This is a genomic window from Sphingomonas sp. PAMC 26617 (genome assembly GCF_000242835.1).
Taxonomy (GTDB): Bacteria; Pseudomonadota; Alphaproteobacteria; order Sphingomonadales; family Sphingomonadaceae; genus Sphingomonas.
In genome coordinates this window covers 3,290,680-3,307,525 of record NZ_JH594425.1, presented here as the reverse complement: position 1 = coordinate 3,307,525, position 16,846 = coordinate 3,290,680, and the positions used below count along the sequence as shown (strand labels likewise).

17 protein-coding genes are annotated in these 16,846 nt (G+C 67.0%); 7 read left to right on the top strand and 10 right to left on the bottom strand.

Translation table 11 applies throughout. From position 1 onward, the window contains the following. Window positions 1-108: 108 nt before the first annotated feature. From RH91_RS14520 to RH91_RS14500, 5 genes are all read right to left on the bottom strand, one after another. The gene (locus RH91_RS14520; protein WP_232283517.1) at window positions 109-2,451 is read right to left on the bottom strand and encodes a TonB-dependent receptor domain-containing protein; all 2,343 of its coding nucleotides are present in this window, start codon (window positions 2,449-2,451) and stop codon (window positions 109-111) included. Window positions 2,452-2,458: 7 nt separating this feature from the next. Further along, entirely contained in the window at window positions 2,459-3,412 is a 954-nt protein-coding gene (locus tag RH91_RS14515; protein WP_010163604.1) for a FecR family protein, read from the bottom strand. Beyond that, window positions 3,402-3,980 (bottom strand): RNA polymerase sigma factor, encoded by a 579-nt coding sequence (locus RH91_RS14510; protein ID WP_010163603.1) that lies wholly within the window; start codon window positions 3,978-3,980, stop codon window positions 3,402-3,404. The genes RH91_RS14515 and RH91_RS14510 overlap by 11 nt, the downstream gene beginning before the upstream one ends. Before the next feature lie 69 nt (window positions 3,981-4,049). Beyond that, a complete protein-coding gene (locus RH91_RS14505) occupies window positions 4,050-4,841 on the bottom strand; it encodes a glycosyltransferase (RefSeq protein WP_010163602.1) in 792 nt (263 codons plus the stop codon). Window positions 4,842-5,175: 334 nt separating this feature from the next. After that, window positions 5,176-5,634, bottom strand: coding sequence for a YaiI/YqxD family protein (locus tag RH91_RS14500; RefSeq protein WP_010163601.1), 459 nt, complete (start codon window positions 5,632-5,634; stop codon window positions 5,176-5,178). Between the two features lie 80 nt (window positions 5,635-5,714). Here RH91_RS14500 and RH91_RS14495 point away from each other — a divergent pair, with 80 nt between their 5' ends. After that, window positions 5,715-6,239, top strand: a complete 525-nt coding sequence (locus tag RH91_RS14495; protein WP_010163600.1) for a gamma carbonic anhydrase family protein — start codon at window positions 5,715-5,717, stop codon at window positions 6,237-6,239. A gap of 129 nt (window positions 6,240-6,368) precedes the next feature. Here the strand turns inward: RH91_RS14495 and RH91_RS14490 are convergent, their stop codons facing one another. After that, the gene (locus RH91_RS14490; protein ID WP_029623888.1) at window positions 6,369-8,960 is read right to left on the bottom strand and encodes a M1 family metallopeptidase; all 2,592 of its coding nucleotides are present in this window, start codon (window positions 8,958-8,960) and stop codon (window positions 6,369-6,371) included. Between the two features lie 109 nt (window positions 8,961-9,069). Here RH91_RS14490 and RH91_RS14485 point away from each other — a divergent pair, with 109 nt between their 5' ends. After that, the gene (locus tag RH91_RS14485) at window positions 9,070-10,029 is read left to right on the top strand and encodes an NAD(P)H-dependent flavin oxidoreductase (RefSeq protein ID WP_010163598.1); all 960 of its coding nucleotides are present in this window, start codon (window positions 9,070-9,072) and stop codon (window positions 10,027-10,029) included. 109 nt (window positions 10,030-10,138) lie between these two features. Here the strand turns inward: RH91_RS14485 and RH91_RS14480 are convergent, their stop codons facing one another. Beyond that, window positions 10,139-10,612 (bottom strand): DUF1465 family protein, encoded by a 474-nt coding sequence (locus RH91_RS14480; RefSeq protein ID WP_010163596.1) that lies wholly within the window; start codon window positions 10,610-10,612, stop codon window positions 10,139-10,141. A 91-nt stretch (window positions 10,613-10,703) separates the two neighbouring features. Then, window positions 10,704-10,901 carry a YdcH family protein gene (locus RH91_RS14475; RefSeq protein ID WP_010163594.1) on the bottom strand — a complete coding sequence of 66 codons (198 nt, stop codon included), beginning with the start codon at window positions 10,899-10,901 and terminating at the stop codon, window positions 10,704-10,706. Between the two features lie 176 nt (window positions 10,902-11,077). Between RH91_RS14475 and RH91_RS21735 the strand changes: the two genes are divergently transcribed. Then, window positions 11,078-11,236 carry a YdcH family protein gene (locus RH91_RS21735; protein WP_010163592.1) on the top strand — a complete coding sequence of 53 codons (159 nt, stop codon included), beginning with the start codon at window positions 11,078-11,080 and terminating at the stop codon, window positions 11,234-11,236. A gap of 46 nt (window positions 11,237-11,282) precedes the next feature. Here the strand turns inward: RH91_RS21735 and RH91_RS14470 are convergent, their stop codons facing one another. Both RH91_RS14470 and dksA read right to left on the bottom strand, forming a co-directional pair. Further along, window positions 11,283-11,690 (bottom strand): PilZ domain-containing protein, encoded by a 408-nt coding sequence (locus RH91_RS14470; protein WP_010163590.1) that lies wholly within the window; start codon window positions 11,688-11,690, stop codon window positions 11,283-11,285. A gap of 61 nt (window positions 11,691-11,751) precedes the next feature. After that, window positions 11,752-12,213 (bottom strand): RNA polymerase-binding protein DksA, encoded by a 462-nt coding sequence (dksA, locus tag RH91_RS14465; protein WP_010163589.1) that lies wholly within the window; start codon window positions 12,211-12,213, stop codon window positions 11,752-11,754. 394 nt (window positions 12,214-12,607) lie between these two features. On the opposite strand from dksA, the gene RH91_RS14460 reads away from it, so the two are divergent. The 4 genes from RH91_RS14460 (at window position 12,608) to RH91_RS14445 (ending at window position 16,817) form a co-directional block, all read left to right on the top strand. Beyond that, complete coding sequence (locus tag RH91_RS14460; protein ID WP_232283516.1) at window positions 12,608-13,390, top strand: hypothetical protein; 783 nt, start codon at window positions 12,608-12,610, stop codon at window positions 13,388-13,390. A 69-nt stretch (window positions 13,391-13,459) separates the two neighbouring features. Then, a complete protein-coding gene (gene serS / locus RH91_RS14455) occupies window positions 13,460-14,740 on the top strand; it encodes a serine--tRNA ligase (protein WP_010163587.1) in 1,281 nt (426 codons plus the stop codon). Further along, window positions 14,740-15,510, top strand: a complete 771-nt coding sequence (surE, locus tag RH91_RS14450; protein ID WP_010163586.1) for a 5'/3'-nucleotidase SurE — start codon at window positions 14,740-14,742, stop codon at window positions 15,508-15,510. The genes serS and surE overlap by 1 nt, the downstream gene beginning before the upstream one ends. 152 nt (window positions 15,511-15,662) lie before the next feature. Continuing rightward, on the top strand, window positions 15,663-16,817 hold the full coding sequence (locus RH91_RS14445) for a M23 family metallopeptidase (protein WP_010163585.1): 1,155 nt from the start codon (window positions 15,663-15,665) through the stop codon (window positions 16,815-16,817). Window positions 16,818-16,846 lie beyond the last annotated feature (29 nt).

Sequence of the window (16,846 nt, the reverse complement as noted above, 5' to 3'; positions counted from 1 at the left end):
TTGTCATGACGCCAGGACTGTGGGCGTTACCATGCGCCTGGAAATCCTACCTGCGGGTTCCCACAGGTGCGCGCCGAACTCGTGCGATTAGGGACGCGAGGCTTGCGTTCACCAGGCGATCGACGCGCCGATCCGCAGGTTTCGCGGCCGAAGCGGCGTGGCCTGCGCCCGGGTCGAGAGGATCAACGGATTGCCGAGCGCAAACTGGTTGGCGCGTGCGTTGAGGAGGTTGTCGCCGGATGCAACGAAGTCGACGTTGCGCCAGTGCCATCCCGCATGCGCCGCAAGCACTGCATATTGCCCCTGGCTGATCTCGAGATAATCGCCGGTCCCCAACACCGAGCGCCCGACATAGCGCGCCTGGACGCCGACGTCGAACCGCGACCCGGCGCGATGCAGCCATTGATAGGACAGGCCCGCGTTGCCCGCGAACGGCGGGGTCTCGGGCAACCGCCGGTTGCTGCTCTTCGCCAGTTGCGCGAGGGCACCGTCGACGAGGTTGTAGGTGTAGAGGAAGGCGAAGGTCGCGTGCAGCCCGCGGACCGGCACCCAATCGCCGAGCGCCTCCAGTGCGGTGATGTCGGCATTGCCGATATTGGCGGTATAGGGCTGGCCGCGTCGATTGTAGAGGTCCGCCTGGATATCGCGCCAGCGCGCATAGGAAACCGCGCCGGAGAGTTCGAGACCGATTTCGCCCTGATGCTGCCGCCGGACCCCGGCCTCGCCGACGATGATCGAATCCGAACGGTAATCTGCAACCCGTCCGATGCCGCTTGCCACCGCCAGCCCCCCGGTCCGATACCCCGACTGGACCTTGGCGAAAAGCGCGGTGCGCGGCGCGACCAGCCACGACGCGGCAAGCGTCGGATCGATCCGCCGCGTCGCCCGCCCCTTGATGAAACTGTTGTTGCGCGGTCGCACGGACGGCTCGCCGTCTGTGCGGGCTGCGGTGAGGCGGGCGCCTGCCGTCAGCGAAAAGGCCGGGGTGACCGGCCACGTCGCCTCGCCGAACGCCGAGACGCTTTCGGTGCGGTTGGTCACGCCGATGATCGTCGCGGTCTGCCCGGGCGGGCCGAGCGCCCGCGACTGGACGTCATTGTCGTTGAGGTACGCGACCCCGAGCAGCCAGCCGACGCGGGTCGTCGCCGGACGGACCAGCCGCGTTTCCTGGACGAACAGGCGGTCGATCTGGGCGTTGCGATAGAGCACAGCCCCGACGCTGCCGAGCGCACGGCTGGCGTCGAACGTGTCGTCGGTCTGCCGATCGACAAAGCCGGTGGCAGAGACCAGATCGAGCCCGCTGTCCCAGCTTTTCCGAACGACGCTGCGCACCAGCTTGATCGTGCTGTGATACGGCTGCGCATAGAGCGACTGGCGCTGGAGCGACCGCGCGTCCGCAGGGCTTCTGGGTTCGGTATATTGCGCATCCGCCGAATCGATGCGCTGCCCGAGCGCCCCGAGTTCGACGCTCCAGCCGTCGCCGGGATCAAATGCCACCGCCACCCGGCCGCCGACCGTATCGGTACGGTTGATCGCGGTCAGCTTGCGCGCGGGGTCATCGATATAGCCGCCCGCCTGCTGGCGATACGCCACTATCCGGGCACCTGCCTGATCGCGAACCAGGGGCAAATTGGCCATGCCCGCGATGTCGAAACCGGGTGCGCCATCCTGCGTCAGCGTGACCCCGCCGGTCATCGCCGCACTGGTGCGCTGGAACGAAACCGGGTTCGGCGTCAGCCGGATGATCCCGCCGATCGCGCCTGCGCCGTACAGCGTGCCCTGCGGCCCTTCGAGCACTTCGACGCTGTGCATGTCGTACAGGTTGAGGCTCGGTTCCGGGCCGGCGAAACCCAGCGGAACTTCGTCGAAATACTGGCTGGCGGTCGATTGGGTCGCGCCGTTGAAGCTGCTGTCCGCGATCCCGCGGATGAAGATCTTGTTTCGGCCGACGCCAAGCTCGGTGTTCTGTAGCACCGGGGTCGCGCGGGCCAGTGTGTCCATGTCGATCGGCCGCGTCGCGCGGGATGCGGGCGCAAAACCACTCAGCATGATCGCGCTGCCGGGGAAGCGCAGCAGCGAGGACCGTTGCTTGCTCGCGGTCACCACGATGTCCGCCCCATCGCCGGGGATGGCGACTGCCTTTGGAGGTGGAGCGACGACGCGACGCGGGGCGCGGACGATTCGGAACCCGTGCGAACCAATCGGGACCGCGCGATAGCCGGTGTCCTTGAGCAACCGCCGAAGCGCCGTTTCAGCCGTCATCCGGCCGCGTAGCGGGCGTGCCGCGACCGCGCGCAGCCCCGGTTCGATGCTGACGATATCGGTCCCGGTCTGCTCGGCGAGCGCAGTTAATGCCCGGTCGAGGGGGACCGCGCGTATGCTGATCGTATTGGGTGCGCCGGCAACGGCCGTGGCAGACAGTAGCCACAGCGTGGCCAAACCCCGAAACATGCTGCCTTCAACGAGCCGAAATGGCCCACCGCTTCCCATCGTGCCGCCAATCCGCCCCGACTAGGGCGGCCAGATGCGGCACGTCCTGGGCGGGCTTCCCCGTCAGGTGAACCATGCCGGTGAACGCCTGCTGCGACAAGACCGGTTCGATCGACACCTCGGCCGCGTCGATCCGCCGCAAGGCATTGACGATGCGCCCGAACGGTTCCCCCGCAAAAGCGATGTTGCCGGTTCGCCAGCCGCCGACGTGCGCGGGATCGACTTTGGATACCGCAACATGCCCGGTATCATCGCGGGCGGTCACCGCCGAGCCGGCGCGCAACGTCAGCTTGTCGCGCTTGGGCTGGAACAGCACCGCGCCTTCGCCGACCTGGACGTCGAGGCGGTAGCCTTCCCGTTCGGCGTTGAAGACGGTCCCCATGTCCTCGACCGCAAGATCGCCCGAGTGGAGCACGAACGGGTGATCCGCATCGTGCCGGACGTGGAAGGTCGCCTCGCCCGCGGCCAGCCGCGCGGTACGCGGATCAGACCGGTCGAGTTCGATCCGGGTCGCCCCGTTGAGTTCGATCCGCGTTCCGTCCGCCAGGGCGATCGCGCGCCGTTCGCCCGCCTTGGTCGCGACGACATACGGCGCGGCAGCCGTATTGGGGAGCGACGGCAGCACCAAAAGCGAGAAGCTCGCCGCGAGCGCAAGTGCGCCCGCGCCAACACCCCAGCGCAACATTTTGCGCGCCCGATTGCGCTCGACCGGCGGCACGCTTTCCGCGGCATCCACGGGAAACACTTCCGGATGATCGGCCATGAGGCTGGCGTCGAGCGTCAGCGTGTCGAACGCCCTGGCATGCGCCGGGTCCGCTTCCAGCCACGTCACGAACGCGCGCCATGCGGCATCGTCCATATCATGCTGGCGCAACGACCACGCGATCGCCTGTTCGGTAATGGTCGAGGCGTCAACGGCCACCGTGCGTATCCCCTTCGCCTGACAGACGATGCCGCTCGCTGGAATCCGCCTCGTCGTTCGCACGATAGACGGAAATTTGCTGCATCGCGCGGCGCAGCAGCTTTTCGACGCCGCTCACCGTCATGCCCAGATGGACCGCAATGTCTTTCTGCGGCTGTTCCTCGACGCGGTACAGCCGGAGCGCGGTGCGCATCCGATCCGGCATGCCCGCAAGCGCCTTTTCGATCTGCTGGAGCCGTTCCCGTGCGAGCAGCCCGCGTTCGGCGTCGGGCTGTTCGTCGGCAGCGGGCTGGACATCGTGCCACGCGGTTTCGCGCGCACCCGAGCGTGCCGCGGAAATCCGTCGGTCCGCCGCAAGGTTCGACGCCATCCGGTACAGATAGGCCGCCGGTTGCGCGATCGGCGTGCGCACCTCTTGCTGGTCGAGCTTCAGCCAGATGTCCTGGAGCGCATCCTCGGCATCGTCCCGACTGGACAACCGGGCGACCAGCAGGCGCAGCAACATCGGGCGTTCCTGAAGGAACACCGCCTTGAGCCCGGTCTCGGTCACGAGCGTGGCGAATCGCACTGCATCGCCGTCAGCTAAAGCCGCGTTTCCGGTCCATCGCAAGGGGGAGATGCTGGGCAACCGGACCGGTCAGGCGGCCAGCCGTGCCTCTGGCTGGATGATGCCGACCGACTGGAATTCCCGTTCGCGGATCCGGTCGCTGGTCAGCTTGCGCTGCTGCAACCGTCGCGCCAGGAAGCCGTAGAAGAACCAGTCACGTGCCGGGGTCGGCGTGAAGTGATAGGCAAGCCGCTCGACCAGCGTCCAGCGGATCGACTCCCGGTCGCGTTCACGCGGCGACGGCGCACACCAGAAGGCGTCGCCATACGCAATCGGTCCATGCTTGCCGACGCGGTGCAGGATCTCGTGATCTTCGAGCACATAGCCCCAGCGACGGGCATCGAACTGGCCTGCGCGGCGTAGCGCGGTGGTACGGAACACCTGCCCAGCGCCGCCAGTATGACACTGGTCCGGCAGCAGCGCCGCCGAACGCATCATGCGCCGCGCGGCCCTGGCATGATCCGCCGCGCCTGCCCCGGGCGCAACGAAATACGCACCCGCGGCAACCGCGCCCCGATCGAGCAGCCGGGCTGCCTGCCGCAGGTAATCGCTCGGATACAGCGTATCCGCGTCGCAGGTGGCGACATAGCAGGTGCGAACGAGGTCGACCCCGGCGGCCAGCGCGTTGACCTTCCCCGGTTTCGACTCGACCAGCAGCGTATGCGCGAGGCCCAGTCGTGCGCAGGTGGCCGCAGCGACTGCGCCGCTGCCGTCGGTCGATCCGTTGTCGATCAGGATCAATTCGAACCGCATGTCCTGTGCGGCGATGCTCTCGATCGTCGCGCCGATCATGTCGCGTTCGTTGAAGAACGGGACAAGCACGGTCCAACTGCACGGAATGACCGTCGTTGAAAGCGGCTCCCATGGACGATCCCAGGAGCGAAAATCCGGCGATTCAAGATACATGTGGCGGTTCCGTGGAGGCGGTGTGCGACGGTTGGGAGAAGACGCGGGTCCGAAGCTATCGCGCCATTGATCCGGCGATGGTCGAAACGGGGCGTTAGGTCGGCATCGGTGCGGCAAGTCTCCTTGCAGACACGACGATGCTGCCCGGGCAAAACCGCACAGGAATTTTTACGATTCAGGAACTATTTCGCACGCCGAGCGTGTCGTTCGCGAGGGACCGGCCGCCTTGCCGGGGCCCGTGCCTGTACGGTCAGCGGCGCGCCAGCCGCCCCAGCAGTTCGTCCAGCGCCGACAGGAAGCGCGAGCGATCGGTCTTGGCGAAGGGTGGCGGGCCCCCGACCGCGTCCCCGCCGGCCCGCAAATCCGCCATGATCGCGCGCACGGCGATCGCATTGCCAATCGAGGCGGTGGTGAACGGCTTGCCGTTTGGCGCCAGCACGCTGGCCCCGGCCTTGAGGCACCGGTCGGCGAGCAGGATATCCCCGGTGACGACGACGCTTACGGTGCCGGCGCGCTCGGCGATCCAGTCATCCGCCTCGTCGAACCCCGCCCCCACCACGATCCGTGCGAGCAAGGGATGTATCGGGATCCGGATCGGGCTGTTGCTGACGATCGTAACCGCCACCGCGCGGCGGAGCGCGACCTTGTAGATCTCATCCTTCACCGGGCATGCATCGGCATCGACATAGATGTGCAGCGGCAGGCTCATTTGCGGATCCGTAGCGAAACCGTCGCCGACATGCCATGCCGCGGACACGACAAGAGCGTAGCGACAGGAAAGGATCTGCGATGCCGCTGTACGAAATCGACGGAAAGGCCCCGGAGCTCGGCGAGGCGAGCTGGGTCGCGCCCAGTGCCGAGCTGATCGGCGAGGTGGTGCTGGGGCCTGACGTGGGCGTCTGGTTCGGCGCGGTGATCCGCGCGGACAATACCGCGATCACGATCGGTGCGCGCAGCAACATCCAGGAGGGCGCGATGGGGCACAGCGACCCGGGCGCGCCGCTCACCGTCGGGGAGGATTGCACGATCGGGCATCATGCGATCCTCCACGGCTGCACCATCGGCGACCGGGTGCTGGTCGGCATGGGCGCGACGATCCTCAACCATGCGGTGATCGGCGCGGATTCCCTGGTCGGCGCGGGGGCTCTCGTCACCGAGGGCAAGGTCTTCCCGCCCGGCAGCCTGATCGTCGGCAGCCCAGCGCACGTGGTGCGCGAATTGGACGATGCGGCAAAGGCGGGACTGCTGTTGTCGGCGCGGCATTATGTCACGAATGCGCGGAAATATGCGGCGGGGTTGAAGCGGGTCGGATAGAACGCATTCCAAGATAGCAACGCGCGACGACTTCGCTCCTGGGACTTCGCGCAATCCCGCACCGTCGCTCGAAACGCGGTTTTGCCGAACGGGCATCCGGGACGCGCATCGGCGTCCCGGATGCCGCGGTCAGCTCCCGCTTCGTCCCCAGGCGGCCACGTCACCGCTGATTCGCGCGTCGACCATCCGCCGCGCCGCCATCGTCGAGACCGTCCGGTCCGCCGCGCCGCGGGCCTCGGCCGGCAGATTGGCGGTTGCGAAGGCCTTGATCTTCCCCGGCATCGCCGGATCGTCCGACCCTGCGCCCAGACCTGCCACGAAGCCCGCGCGCGTGCTCGTCTCGACCAGCGTGTTGACCAGCGCGAGATGGGCGACCGCATAATCGAACGCCATGTCGGGATGCTCGTTCGCGACCGTGCGCAGCAAACTTGCCTTCTGCGGCGCGGTGAAGCGGTCGGTAGTGAGCAGATCGAGCGCGCGCCGTGCGAGCGCGTCGTCCTTCACCACGCCCAGCAGGCGGACGTAGCTGTTCTTGGTCACCGGGTTCTTTTCCGCGAGCGTCAGGGCGAGGAGCGCATCCCAGTCCGCGGCACTCGCGTTCTGCGCGAACGCGCCGAGGATCGGGGCACGGATCGGTGCCGGGATCGCATCGGGGTTTTTCTGCAACGCCGCGAACAGCGTCCGCGACCGTTCGAGCACTGCAGGATCCCCGAGATCGCCAAGGACAGAGATCAACGTTTCGCGCAGCGTTGCGGTGAGCGCGCCTTCGCCAGGGGAAGCAGCGAAGCCGACCCGCGCCATCGCGGGCTGGATCGTCCGGATGATCTTCGCCGAGACCGCATCGCGCGCCGCACCCTTGGGAACACGCCCGCCAAGATCCGAGAGCTGCCCCGCGACGGTCTGCCACAGCAAGGGGTTCGCATCGGTGCCGAGCGCGCCGACATCCGCGAAATACCGGTCGAGCCGCTGGTTGCCGCCCTTCGCCAGCGCGAAATCATCGCCGAGCGTCCCGAGCTGGTCGGTCAAGGCGAGCCTCCCGAAATCGCGAACGATCGCGGCATGCGCGGGTGCCGTGTAGACGGTGCGCGTGTAGCTGCCCTTGCCGCGGTTGAGCACCACGGTTCCGCAGCCGGGCACGGTCACCGGTTGCACCCCCACGCCGCGCACCGTCGCGCGGACATCGGCCTGCCCGATCACGCCCAGCGTCATCGGCACCCGCCACGTCTGCGTCTGCTTCGCGGACGTGTCATAAGCGAACCGTCCCTGCGTCAGGCTGACCTGCGTCTGGCCGCCAACGCACCGCACGTCCGTCATCGTCACCAGCGGGACGCCCGGCTGCAGCGTGAAATCATGCGCGATCGGCGCGACCGGAGTGTTCGCCGCGGTCGACAGTTCGCTCCACAGCTGGTCTGTGACGGTGTTGCCGTACTTATACTTGGCCATGTAGCCACGGATCCCGGCGCGGAACGTGTCCGCCCCTAGCGTCGACTCGAGCATGCCGATCACGGCCTGCCCCTTCATGTAGGTGATCCCGTCGAACGCCTGACCAATCTGGTCGACCGTCTCGACATGACGGATGATCGGATGCGTGCCGACGGTCGAATCGACCTGCAGCGCGCCCTCGCGGTCCTGCGCGACCGCGGTCGCATCGGCGTGCCATTCGGGGTTGAGGTCGATGCTCGACTTGTTCTCCATCCACGAGGCGAACCCCTCGTTGAGCCACAGGTCGTCCCACCAGTTCATCGTCACGAGATCGCCGAACCACTGGTGCGCCATTTCATGCGCGACGACCGTGAAGATCCGCTGCTTGCCGCTCTGCGTAGCGCGCTTGGCGTCGTAGAGGAGCTCGGGCTCGAAATAGAAGATCGCGCCCCAATTCTCCATCGCGCCGAAGAACTGGCTCGAGCCCGGCCCCGCGATCATGTCGAGCTTGGGGAGCGGGTACGGCTGGCCAAAATAGTCGTTGTAATAGGTCAGCAGCCGCTTCGCCTGCGCCAACGAGTAGTCGCCCTGGTCGACCACGCCACGCCGCGTGATGATGCCAATCTCGGTCTTGCCCGCCATCACCGTCTTGCGCTCGACGTCGCCCATGCCGAGGAACATCAGATAGCTCGACATCTTTGGCGTCTCGGCGAAGCGGTACAGCTTGCTGCCGTCCGCCTGCCTGGTCACGCTGGTCGCGGGCATATTGGAGAAGGCGGTCTGGTCACCGGGCGCAACCGTGCTGATCGTGAAGCGCGCCTTGTATGCCGGCTCGTCCCACAGCGGCGCGAAGCGGCGGGCGTCGGGCGCCTCGAACTGCGTGACGAGCATCCGCGCGGCGGAACCGTCCTTGTTGGTATAGTCGATTGCGAACAGCCCGGCGGCCGAGGTGTTGATCGTCCCCGTCCAGGCGAAAGCGAGCGCATGCTTGCCCGCCGAGACCGCGGTTCCCGAGGTCAGCACGAGCTGCTGCTTGGCGGTGTCGAGTCGGAAGGTCACCGGCTTGCCGTCGAGCGTTGCGCGCGAGATCTTGAGGTCGGCGGCGTTGAGTACGATCGTCCGGCTCGTCTTGGCCACTTCGATCGCGACGGTTTCCTCGCCCGAGAAGGTCATCGCCTTCGCATCGGGGCGGACCATGATGTCGTAGCTGAGCGGTGTGACACCGCCGGGCAACTGCCCCACGGCGAACGCCGGAGTCGCGACGGCGGACAACAAGGCAGCGACAAGAGAAAGCTTCACGCGCGAGACTCCGGAATGACATATTTGCGAGCCGTGCCTTAACCCTTTCAGTTACCTCTGCAACTATAGGCTTGCTGGACAGGCGTTTCGGTTGCGCTATGAAACGCATATGAGCATTCCTCCGCTGTTCGATCGCCTCCGGCTTCCCATCATCGGGTCGCCGCTGTTCATCATCTCGGGGCCGGAGCTGGTCATCGCGCAGTGCAAGGCGGGGATCGTCGGATCCTTCCCGGCGCTCAACGCGCGACCGCAGGCCTTGCTCGACGAATGGCTCCACCGGATCACCGAGGAACTGGCCGCGCACAATCGCGATCATCCGGAGCGTCCTGCAGCGCCCTTCGCGGTCAACCAGATCGTCCACCGCTCGAACGAGCGGCTCGAGGCGGATCTTGCGACCTGTGCGAAGTGGCAGGTCCCGATCGTCATCACCTCACTCGGCGCGCGCGAGGATCTCAACACCGCGGTCCACAGCTGGGGCGGGATTACGCTCCACGACGTGATCGATGACCGTTTCGCGCACAAGGCGATCGAAAAGGGCGCGGACGGGCTGATCGCGGTGGCGGCGGGTGCCGGCGGCCACGCCGGGCGGTTGTCGCCCTTCGCGATCATTCAGGAAATCCGGCAATGGTTCGACGGGCCGCTCGCGCTTTCGGGTTCGATCGCGACCGGCGACGCGGTCCTCGCGGCGCAGGCGATGGGGGCGGACTTCGGCTATATCGGCTCGCCGTTCATCGCGAGCGCGGAAGCCAATGCGGACGCGGACTACAAACAGGGGATCGTCGAGGGGAAGGCCTCGGACATCATCTATTCGAACCTCTTCACCGGCGTTCACGGCAATTACCTGCGCGGCTCGATCGAGCGCGCGGGGATGGACCCGGACAATTTGCCCGAGGGTGACCTCAAGACGATGGATTTCGGGACCGGCAACGGCGCGAAGCCAAAAGCGTGGAAGGATATCTGGGGGTCGGGCCAGGGGATTGGCGTGATCGACCGGGTCGAACCCGTGGCGGCGATGGTCGACCGGTTCGAAGCGCAATATCGCGCGGCGCGCGCGCGGCTGGCGCTCTAGGCCCACGAAACGCGCGTATGGCGTAAATCTCCGGATCCTGCCTGTCGATCACCGGCAGCGACGGGACAGCAGCCGGACGGGGTCGCTGCAGACTGCCTGCGGCAGTCGATCAGAACGCCCCTGCCAGTCGCCCCTGCAGGAAATGCACCGGGCTTGGCAGGACCATCGGAGCCTCCGCCTGCGCCGCATCGAGCCGCGCGACACGCTCATGCAGATCGCAACTCGCCGCGATCAGCCGCCCTGCGGCGAGCGGCATCGCAGCGAGCGCCGCCGGGTGGCTCGCCGGCGCGGACCCGAGCCGTCGCGACGGGTCAAGCGCCTCGCGTGGCTCCATTTCGCCGGAGTCGACCGCGCGCTGGGTCAGCAACCATGCGATCACGTGCATCAGTCGCGTCGTGACCTTGAGCGATTCGCAACTGAACGAGACCCGCGCCATCGGATCGAGCGAGTCACGATCCGCGCGGCCACCTTCATCGAAATAGCTCCGCGCCTCGTCAGCCAGGATCATTGCGTCGAGGTAGAGCGTATCGATCACGCGGCGATGCATCCGCGAATCATACAGGGGGCGCTTCATCCAATTCATTTCCCACAAATGCGCGGCGCACGGTACGGTTTCGAGCGGTTGGGCCAGCCAGTGCCAAGTGTCACAGAATGGGACAGCCGGAGCGATCAACTCAGGCAATGATATCCGGGACGAGCTGATCCTCGAGCAACGCGATCTCGTCGCGCAGCCGCAGCTTCCGCTTCTTCAGCCGCGCCAACTGCAACTGGTCTCCCCCGCCGCCATCGACGAGCGCGGCGATTGCCGAGTCGAGGTCACGATGTTCGACGCGCAACACTTCGAGGCGCTTTGCGATCAGGTTGTCGTCCATCGGATCCCCATATGCTGAACCGACCCTAGCAAATCGCGACATGCCGGTCCGGGGAAAAGCGATCGGTCGCGCAAATCGGGGGACATATCCCATCCGTACGATTCCAGTGGAGACAATTACGGGATCGCGTGGTTTATTGAGTTCCCCAAGCAGCACATGAAGGAGGTACGCAGACTATGCAGACCGCACATCATTCGGCTCTCGCCGCCAAGCATGCAGTCCTCGACCGGCAGATCGCGGCGGAAACGCAGCGCCCCCTGCCCGACGCGACGACGATCGCCGCGCTGAAGAAGCAGAAGCTGTTGATCAAGGAAGAACTGACGCAAATTCAGTAGATTCGTCAGGTCCGGGCGTCTCGGCGTCCGGACCGCGCGTTACCCGTCAGCGAAGATTGCCCCGCGGCAGGATCGGCTTGACGAACACGGGCGTATGCCCCCCCTGCCCCACCGGCTTGCGCGCTAGCAATGGATCAATCGGTCGATCGAAGGCGATCCCGATCCGACCTGCGGTACACCATGCGACTTGTCCGGGAACCCAGCCGATGCCGCGGATCTCGATCTGGACCGGTACGGCCTGGTCGAGCCCCTCGGGATAATCCGCCATCAACCCACCGGCGGAGAGATTGCGGACGCGGACGGGGATCGACCCGGTTTCGCCAGCGAGACGCAACATCGCCATCAGGAACAGACTGTCCCGAGCGTCCTGCCGGCTACTGGCGGGATCGTCCACATGCTCCTGCGGGTCTGTCGGCGAATACTGGTCCATCACGTTGGTCGTACCGGTCTCCAATCAAAGCGAAGCCATAGGCTAAAAATGGTTTAGAACTGGTTAACCCAGCCTTTTGCCGAGGTCATTCTTCACGCGAAACCTTTTCGTGCCGCTCGTGGCGCTCCTGCGCCTCGACCGTCATCGTCGCGATCGGCCGTGCTTCGAGACGAGCGAGCGAGATCGGTTCGCCGGTGACTTCGCAATATCCGTATTCGCCCTCGTCGATCCGGCGCATCGCCGCTTCGATCTTGGAGATCAGCTTGCGCTGCCGGTCCCGCGTGCGGAGTTCGATCGACCAGTCGGTCTCACTGGAGGCGCGGTCGGTCAGGTCCGCCTCGCGCAACGTATCGACCTGCAATTGCGACAGCGTTCCCGCTGCCTCGCGCAGGATCGAGTCTTTCCACGCCTGCAACTTGGCGCGGAAATACGCCTGCTGCCGCGGGTTCATGAACGCCTCATCGGCGCTCGGGCGGTACCCGTCGTCGGCGCTCGTCGGCACCGCGAACTGTTCGGATTCGTCCAATCGATTCAAGACCGTCGCCATCCCACTCTCTCCGCTCGGTCACTGGGTGCGTTGTGCACCTCTGGACCCCCCCGGGCCAACTCCATGTCGAGCGCGCCTATAGCATGCCAAATTTACTCCACAAGCATCCCTCGTACCGAAGCTTCCGTGTTTCTTTTCGGAATGTTGCAGCCGCGCAAACCGCAATTGTCGCAGGACGGCCGAGAAATGGCGTGGCGGGTCGCGAAGTGGCACCGATTTGTATCGTCCCGGTACAGTTGCACTGACCTTGGCCGGGATCTTTGTGGAACCGGGGCCAAACCCGTCGAAAACCGGCACGCGGTCTTGCCGCTTAACGCAATCTTGAGTGCTCCTCGGCTTAATTGGCTCGGATATGTCCGTCGCGCGTCCTGCGTCGGAGAGTAGCGAGTTGCGTATGTCGGTCCGTATGGCGTTGGCGAAACTGTGTGCATGCGTCTGCGGCGGCGCGGTCGTCGGAGGCGGTGCGGTCCATGTCGTAGACCGCGCGCAGTCACGCGGCCATGTCGCGCGGCCGCTGGTCAAGCGCGTCGCGCATGGCAACAAACCCGCCGGGCCGGTGGCCCGGTCGCGCGCCGGTCTGCGCGCGCGCCCCGGCGCTACCACGACGTGCCCTGCCGCCGCCCAACCACAGGTCGTGGTCGTCTCCCCGCAAGGTGCCCCCTTCCCGCTGCCTTATGATGGGACGGGCTCCACCGGTGGAAGCGGCGGTGGTGGTGCTCCCCTGGTCATCGGCGGGAACAGCGGGTTCGGTGGCGGCGGGTTCCTGCCAGTTGGCTTTGCCGGCGGCGGCGGGGCCGGCGGTGGCGGTATCACCCTCCCCGCGACATCGACCGGCCCCTCGAGCGGCGGCAGTACGGGTTCGGGACCGAACGGAGGTTCAACCACACCGACGACGGCGGTCACCGATCCCGCCGGGGAGACCGGCGGTCGTCCAGCCGCGTCGCCCACGCCCGGCTCGGGCGGATCGGCGAGCGGCGGTTCGACCGGAGGCCCGGTCCCCGGGGTCGGGATCAGCCCCGGAACCAGTTACGATCAGAAGATGACCGAGGGCACCGGCAAGCCGGGCGGGCCGCCGGCCCCAGTCCCCGCGCCGCCTATGGTGGTGTTGTTCGGCGCAGCGGCGGCGGCGCTCGTCGCGCGGAAACACTTTGCCCGCCGCCCGTCGGCACCTGCCTGATCCGCTCGTGCGCGCGGGCAGAGTGGCCGCCCGCTTGCCTAGCCGCGCGGGCGACGCCATAGCCGGGCGATGCATGATATTCGCCTGATCCGGGATAATCCCGCCGCGTTCGATGCCGCGCTTGCCCGTCGCGGCGTAGCCCCCGTTGCCGCCGAACTGGTCGCGCTCGACGAGCGCCACCGCGCGTTGACCACCGAGTCGCAGCTTGCGCTCGCGCGGCGGAACGAAGCTTCGAAGGCAATCGGTGCCGCAAAGGCCGCGAAGGACGAGGTTACCTCCGCCGCGCTGATGGAAGAGGTCGCCACGCTCAAGCAGCGGCTCCCCGCGATCGAGGCCGAGGCCAAGACGCTGGGCGACGCGCTGCAGGAGCGGCTGGCCGTCCTGCCCAACCTCCCGCTCGTGGATGTCCCCGAAGGTGCCGACGAGGATGCGAACGTCATCGTCGCTGAGCATGGCGCGCGAACGACCTTCGCGTTCAAGCCGGCCGAGCATGACGCGATCGGCTTGCCGCTCGGGCTCGATTTCGAAACCGGCGCGGCAATGTCGGGCGCGCGCTTCACCCTGGTGCGCGGCGCGGCAGCGCGACTCCACCGCGCGCTCGGGCAATTTATGCTCGACACGCTGTCGGGCGAGCATGGCTATGAACAGGTCGTCCCGCCGCTGCTCGTGCGGGACGAGGCGTTGTTCGGCACCGGGCAACTTCCCAAGTTCGCCGAGGACCTGTTCCACACGACCGACGGTCGCTGGCTGATCCCGACCGCGGAAGTGAGCTTGACCAACATCGTCGCGAACCAGATTCTCAGCGAAACGGAACTGCCGCTGCGATTCGCCGCGCTGACCGCCTGCTTCCGCTCCGAGGCGGGCGCGGCCGGGCGCGACACCCGTGGGTTCATCCGCCAGCACCAGTTCGAAAAGGTCGAGATGGTCTCGATCGTCCCGCCCGACGCCTCCGAAGCGGAACATGAGCGGATGACCGGGTGCGCCGAGGGGATCCTCACCGCGCTTGACCTGCCGTTCCGCCGGATGAAGCTGTGCACCGGCGACATGGGGTTCACCGCCGCGCGGACCTATGATCTCGAGGTGTGGCTGCCGGGCCAGGACCGCTATCGCGAAATTTCGAGCTGCTCGACCTGCACCGACTTCCAGGCGCGCCGGATGAACGCGCGCTACCGCCCCGAGGGCGAAAAGGGGACTCGGTTCGTCCACACGCTCAACGGCTCGGGCCTCGCGGTCGGTCGCACGCTGGTCGCGGTGCTGGAGAATTATCAGCAGGAGAACGGCACGGTGTCCGTCCCCGATGTGCTGGTGCCCTACCTTGGCGGCACCACGCTGCTCGAGCCCGCACGCTGATGCGGATCCTGCTGACCAACGACGACGGCTATCATGCGCCGGGGTTGAAGGTCCTCGAGGACATCGCGGCGCGCCTGTCGGACGACGTCTGGGTCGTCGCCCCCGCCGACGAGCAATCGGGAGCCGGCCATTCGCTGACGCTGACCCGGCCGATCCGCGTCCGACGCCATGGCGAAAAGCGGTTCGCGGTGGCGGGCACGCCGACCGATGCGGTGATGATGGGGCTTGCCCGGATCCTGCAGGACCACAAGCCCGACCTGATCCTGTCGGGGGTCAACCGCGGTGCGAACCTGGCGGAGGACGTGACCTATTCGGGGACCGTCTCCGCGGCGATGGAAGGGGCGCTCGCGGGCGTACGATCGATCGCTTTGAGCCAGGCCTACAAGCGTGAAGGTGCTGGCGACACCGTGCCGTTCGAAGCCGCCGCCGCCTGGGGCGAACGCGTGCTGCGCCCGCTGCTGGACGCGCCGCTGGAACCCCGGACGCTGGTCAACGTCAATTTCCCCGCCGTCGCGGCGGACGCAGTCAAGGGCGTCCGGATCGCGCAACAGGGCCTGCGCGATTATGGACGGCTCCAGATCGTCACCAACCGTGATCCGCGCGGCTATGAATATCACTGGTTCGCGCTCGGGCAGACGGTCGAGACGCCCGCGCATGCGACCGACCTCGAAGCGGTGGCGGACGGCTATGTTTCGGTCACGCCGCTGCATCTCGACCTGACACATCGCCCGTCGCTTTCGATGCTCGCGGAGCTTTACGGCGCGAGGTGACGAGGCAAGCGCCTCGGTTCGTCGGGAGGGTATTTGGGGAATACAGCCACGATCACCGGGCCGGGTTCCTCGACAGCGCTCGAAACGATCGGTCCGGGTGTGTAAGGGGAATGTCGTTTCGTTTTAGCGGCATGGGAATAAGGCTTTACGGAATGGCAGGCGTTCCTCTCGCCCTGATCGCGCTGACGATGACGGCGTGCATCCCGCAGGACGATGATCCGCGACGTGGCTATCCGATGGCGGACAGTCGCGACCGCGAGGATACCAGGTTCGACGATCGCTACCCCGAGGATAGCCCCCCACCACGCCGCGCGCGGCGCGAGCCCAGGCGCTACGAACCCCGCGACGATCAGCGCCCGTATGAGCCGCAAGGCGGCTACCCGCCCGAGCGGATCGCTACCCTCCCCGCGCCGCTTGCCGCGTGGCAGGCGAGCCCCGTCACGCCCTCGGCGCGGCAGGTTGCCCCCTCGGTCTATGTCGTTCGTCCGGGTGATTCGCTCAGCGCGATCGGCGACCGGACGGGTGCCGGCTCCGACGCGATCGCGCGCGCCAACCGTCTCCCGCTGCCGTTCGTCGTCCGGCCCGGGCAGCGGCTGACGATTCCCGGTGGTCGCTATCACCGCGTCGCGGCGGGGCAGACCGGGATCGCGATTTCGCGCGCCTATGGGATCGACTGGTCGCGGATTATCGCCGCGAACGACCTGCGCGAACCGTATACGCTCCGCGTCGGCATGCGCGTGCTGATCCCCGACACTACGACGAGGAGCGCCGCCGCCGAGCGCGCGGCCGCCTTCACGCTCGACATCGACGATATCGTCACCGGCAGCGAACCCGCGCTCGCCGCCAACCAGCGCCCTGCCCGCCCGTCCGCCTCGCCGCAGCGCAGGCTCGCGCCGACCCAGGCGATCGCGGCCCCCGCCCGGCTGACCAGCGGGTTCGACTGGCCGGTCCACGGGCGCATCGTGACTCGCTTCGGCCCCGGCGCGCGCGGGGAACGCTACAATGGCGTCAAGATCGCCGTCCCGCTCGGCACGCCGGTGCTGGCGGCGGCGGATGGCGTCGTTGCCTATGCAGGCAGCGGGATTCCGCAACTGGGCGGGGTGGTCATCGTCCGCCACGGTGATGGCTGGGCAACCGTCTACGGCCACGCGAGCAAGCTGCTCGTCCAGCGCGGCCAGGCGGTGCGGCGTGGACAGACGATCGCGATGTCGGGCGACACCGGGGGTGCCAGCCGCCCCGAGGTGCATTTCGAGATGCGCAAGGGCCGCACCCCGATCGACCCGCAACGGCAACTGCCCGCGATCTGACGCCCCGCGCGTGGCAGGGTGACGCGCGG

What these genes read in the sequence shown, in the direction of transcription:
- RH91_RS21735 (WP_010163592.1), top strand. Translation starts at nt 11,078, where the DNA reads ATGCAGACCGCACATCATTCGGCTCTCGCCGCCAAGCATGCAGTCCTC.
- RH91_RS14460 (WP_232283516.1), top strand. Translation starts at nt 12,608, where the DNA reads ATGTCGGTCCGTATGGCGTTGGCGAAACTGTGTGCATGCGTCTGCGGC.
- RH91_RS14500 (WP_010163601.1), bottom strand. Translation starts at nt 5,634, where the DNA reads ATGAGCCTGCCGCTGCACATCTATGTCGATGCCGATGCATGCCCGGTG.
- RH91_RS14445 (WP_010163585.1), top strand. Translation starts at nt 15,663, where the DNA reads ATGGCAGGCGTTCCTCTCGCCCTGATCGCGCTGACGATGACGGCGTGC.
- RH91_RS14485 (WP_010163598.1), top strand. Translation starts at nt 9,070, where the DNA reads ATGAGCATTCCTCCGCTGTTCGATCGCCTCCGGCTTCCCATCATCGGG.
- serS (WP_010163587.1), top strand. Translation starts at nt 13,460, where the DNA reads ATGCATGATATTCGCCTGATCCGGGATAATCCCGCCGCGTTCGATGCC.
- dksA (WP_010163589.1), bottom strand. Translation starts at nt 12,213, where the DNA reads ATGGCGACGGTCTTGAATCGATTGGACGAATCCGAACAGTTCGCGGTG.
- surE (WP_010163586.1), top strand. Translation starts at nt 14,740, where the DNA reads ATGCGGATCCTGCTGACCAACGACGACGGCTATCATGCGCCGGGGTTG.
- RH91_RS14495 (WP_010163600.1), top strand. Translation starts at nt 5,715, where the DNA reads ATGCCGCTGTACGAAATCGACGGAAAGGCCCCGGAGCTCGGCGAGGCG.
- RH91_RS14475 (WP_010163594.1), bottom strand. Translation starts at nt 10,901, where the DNA reads ATGGACGACAACCTGATCGCAAAGCGCCTCGAAGTGTTGCGCGTCGAA.
- RH91_RS14520 (WP_232283517.1), bottom strand. Translation starts at nt 2,451, where the DNA reads ATGTTTCGGGGTTTGGCCACGCTGTGGCTACTGTCTGCCACGGCCGTT.
- RH91_RS14480 (WP_010163596.1), bottom strand. Translation starts at nt 10,612, where the DNA reads ATGAATTGGATGAAGCGCCCCCTGTATGATTCGCGGATGCATCGCCGC.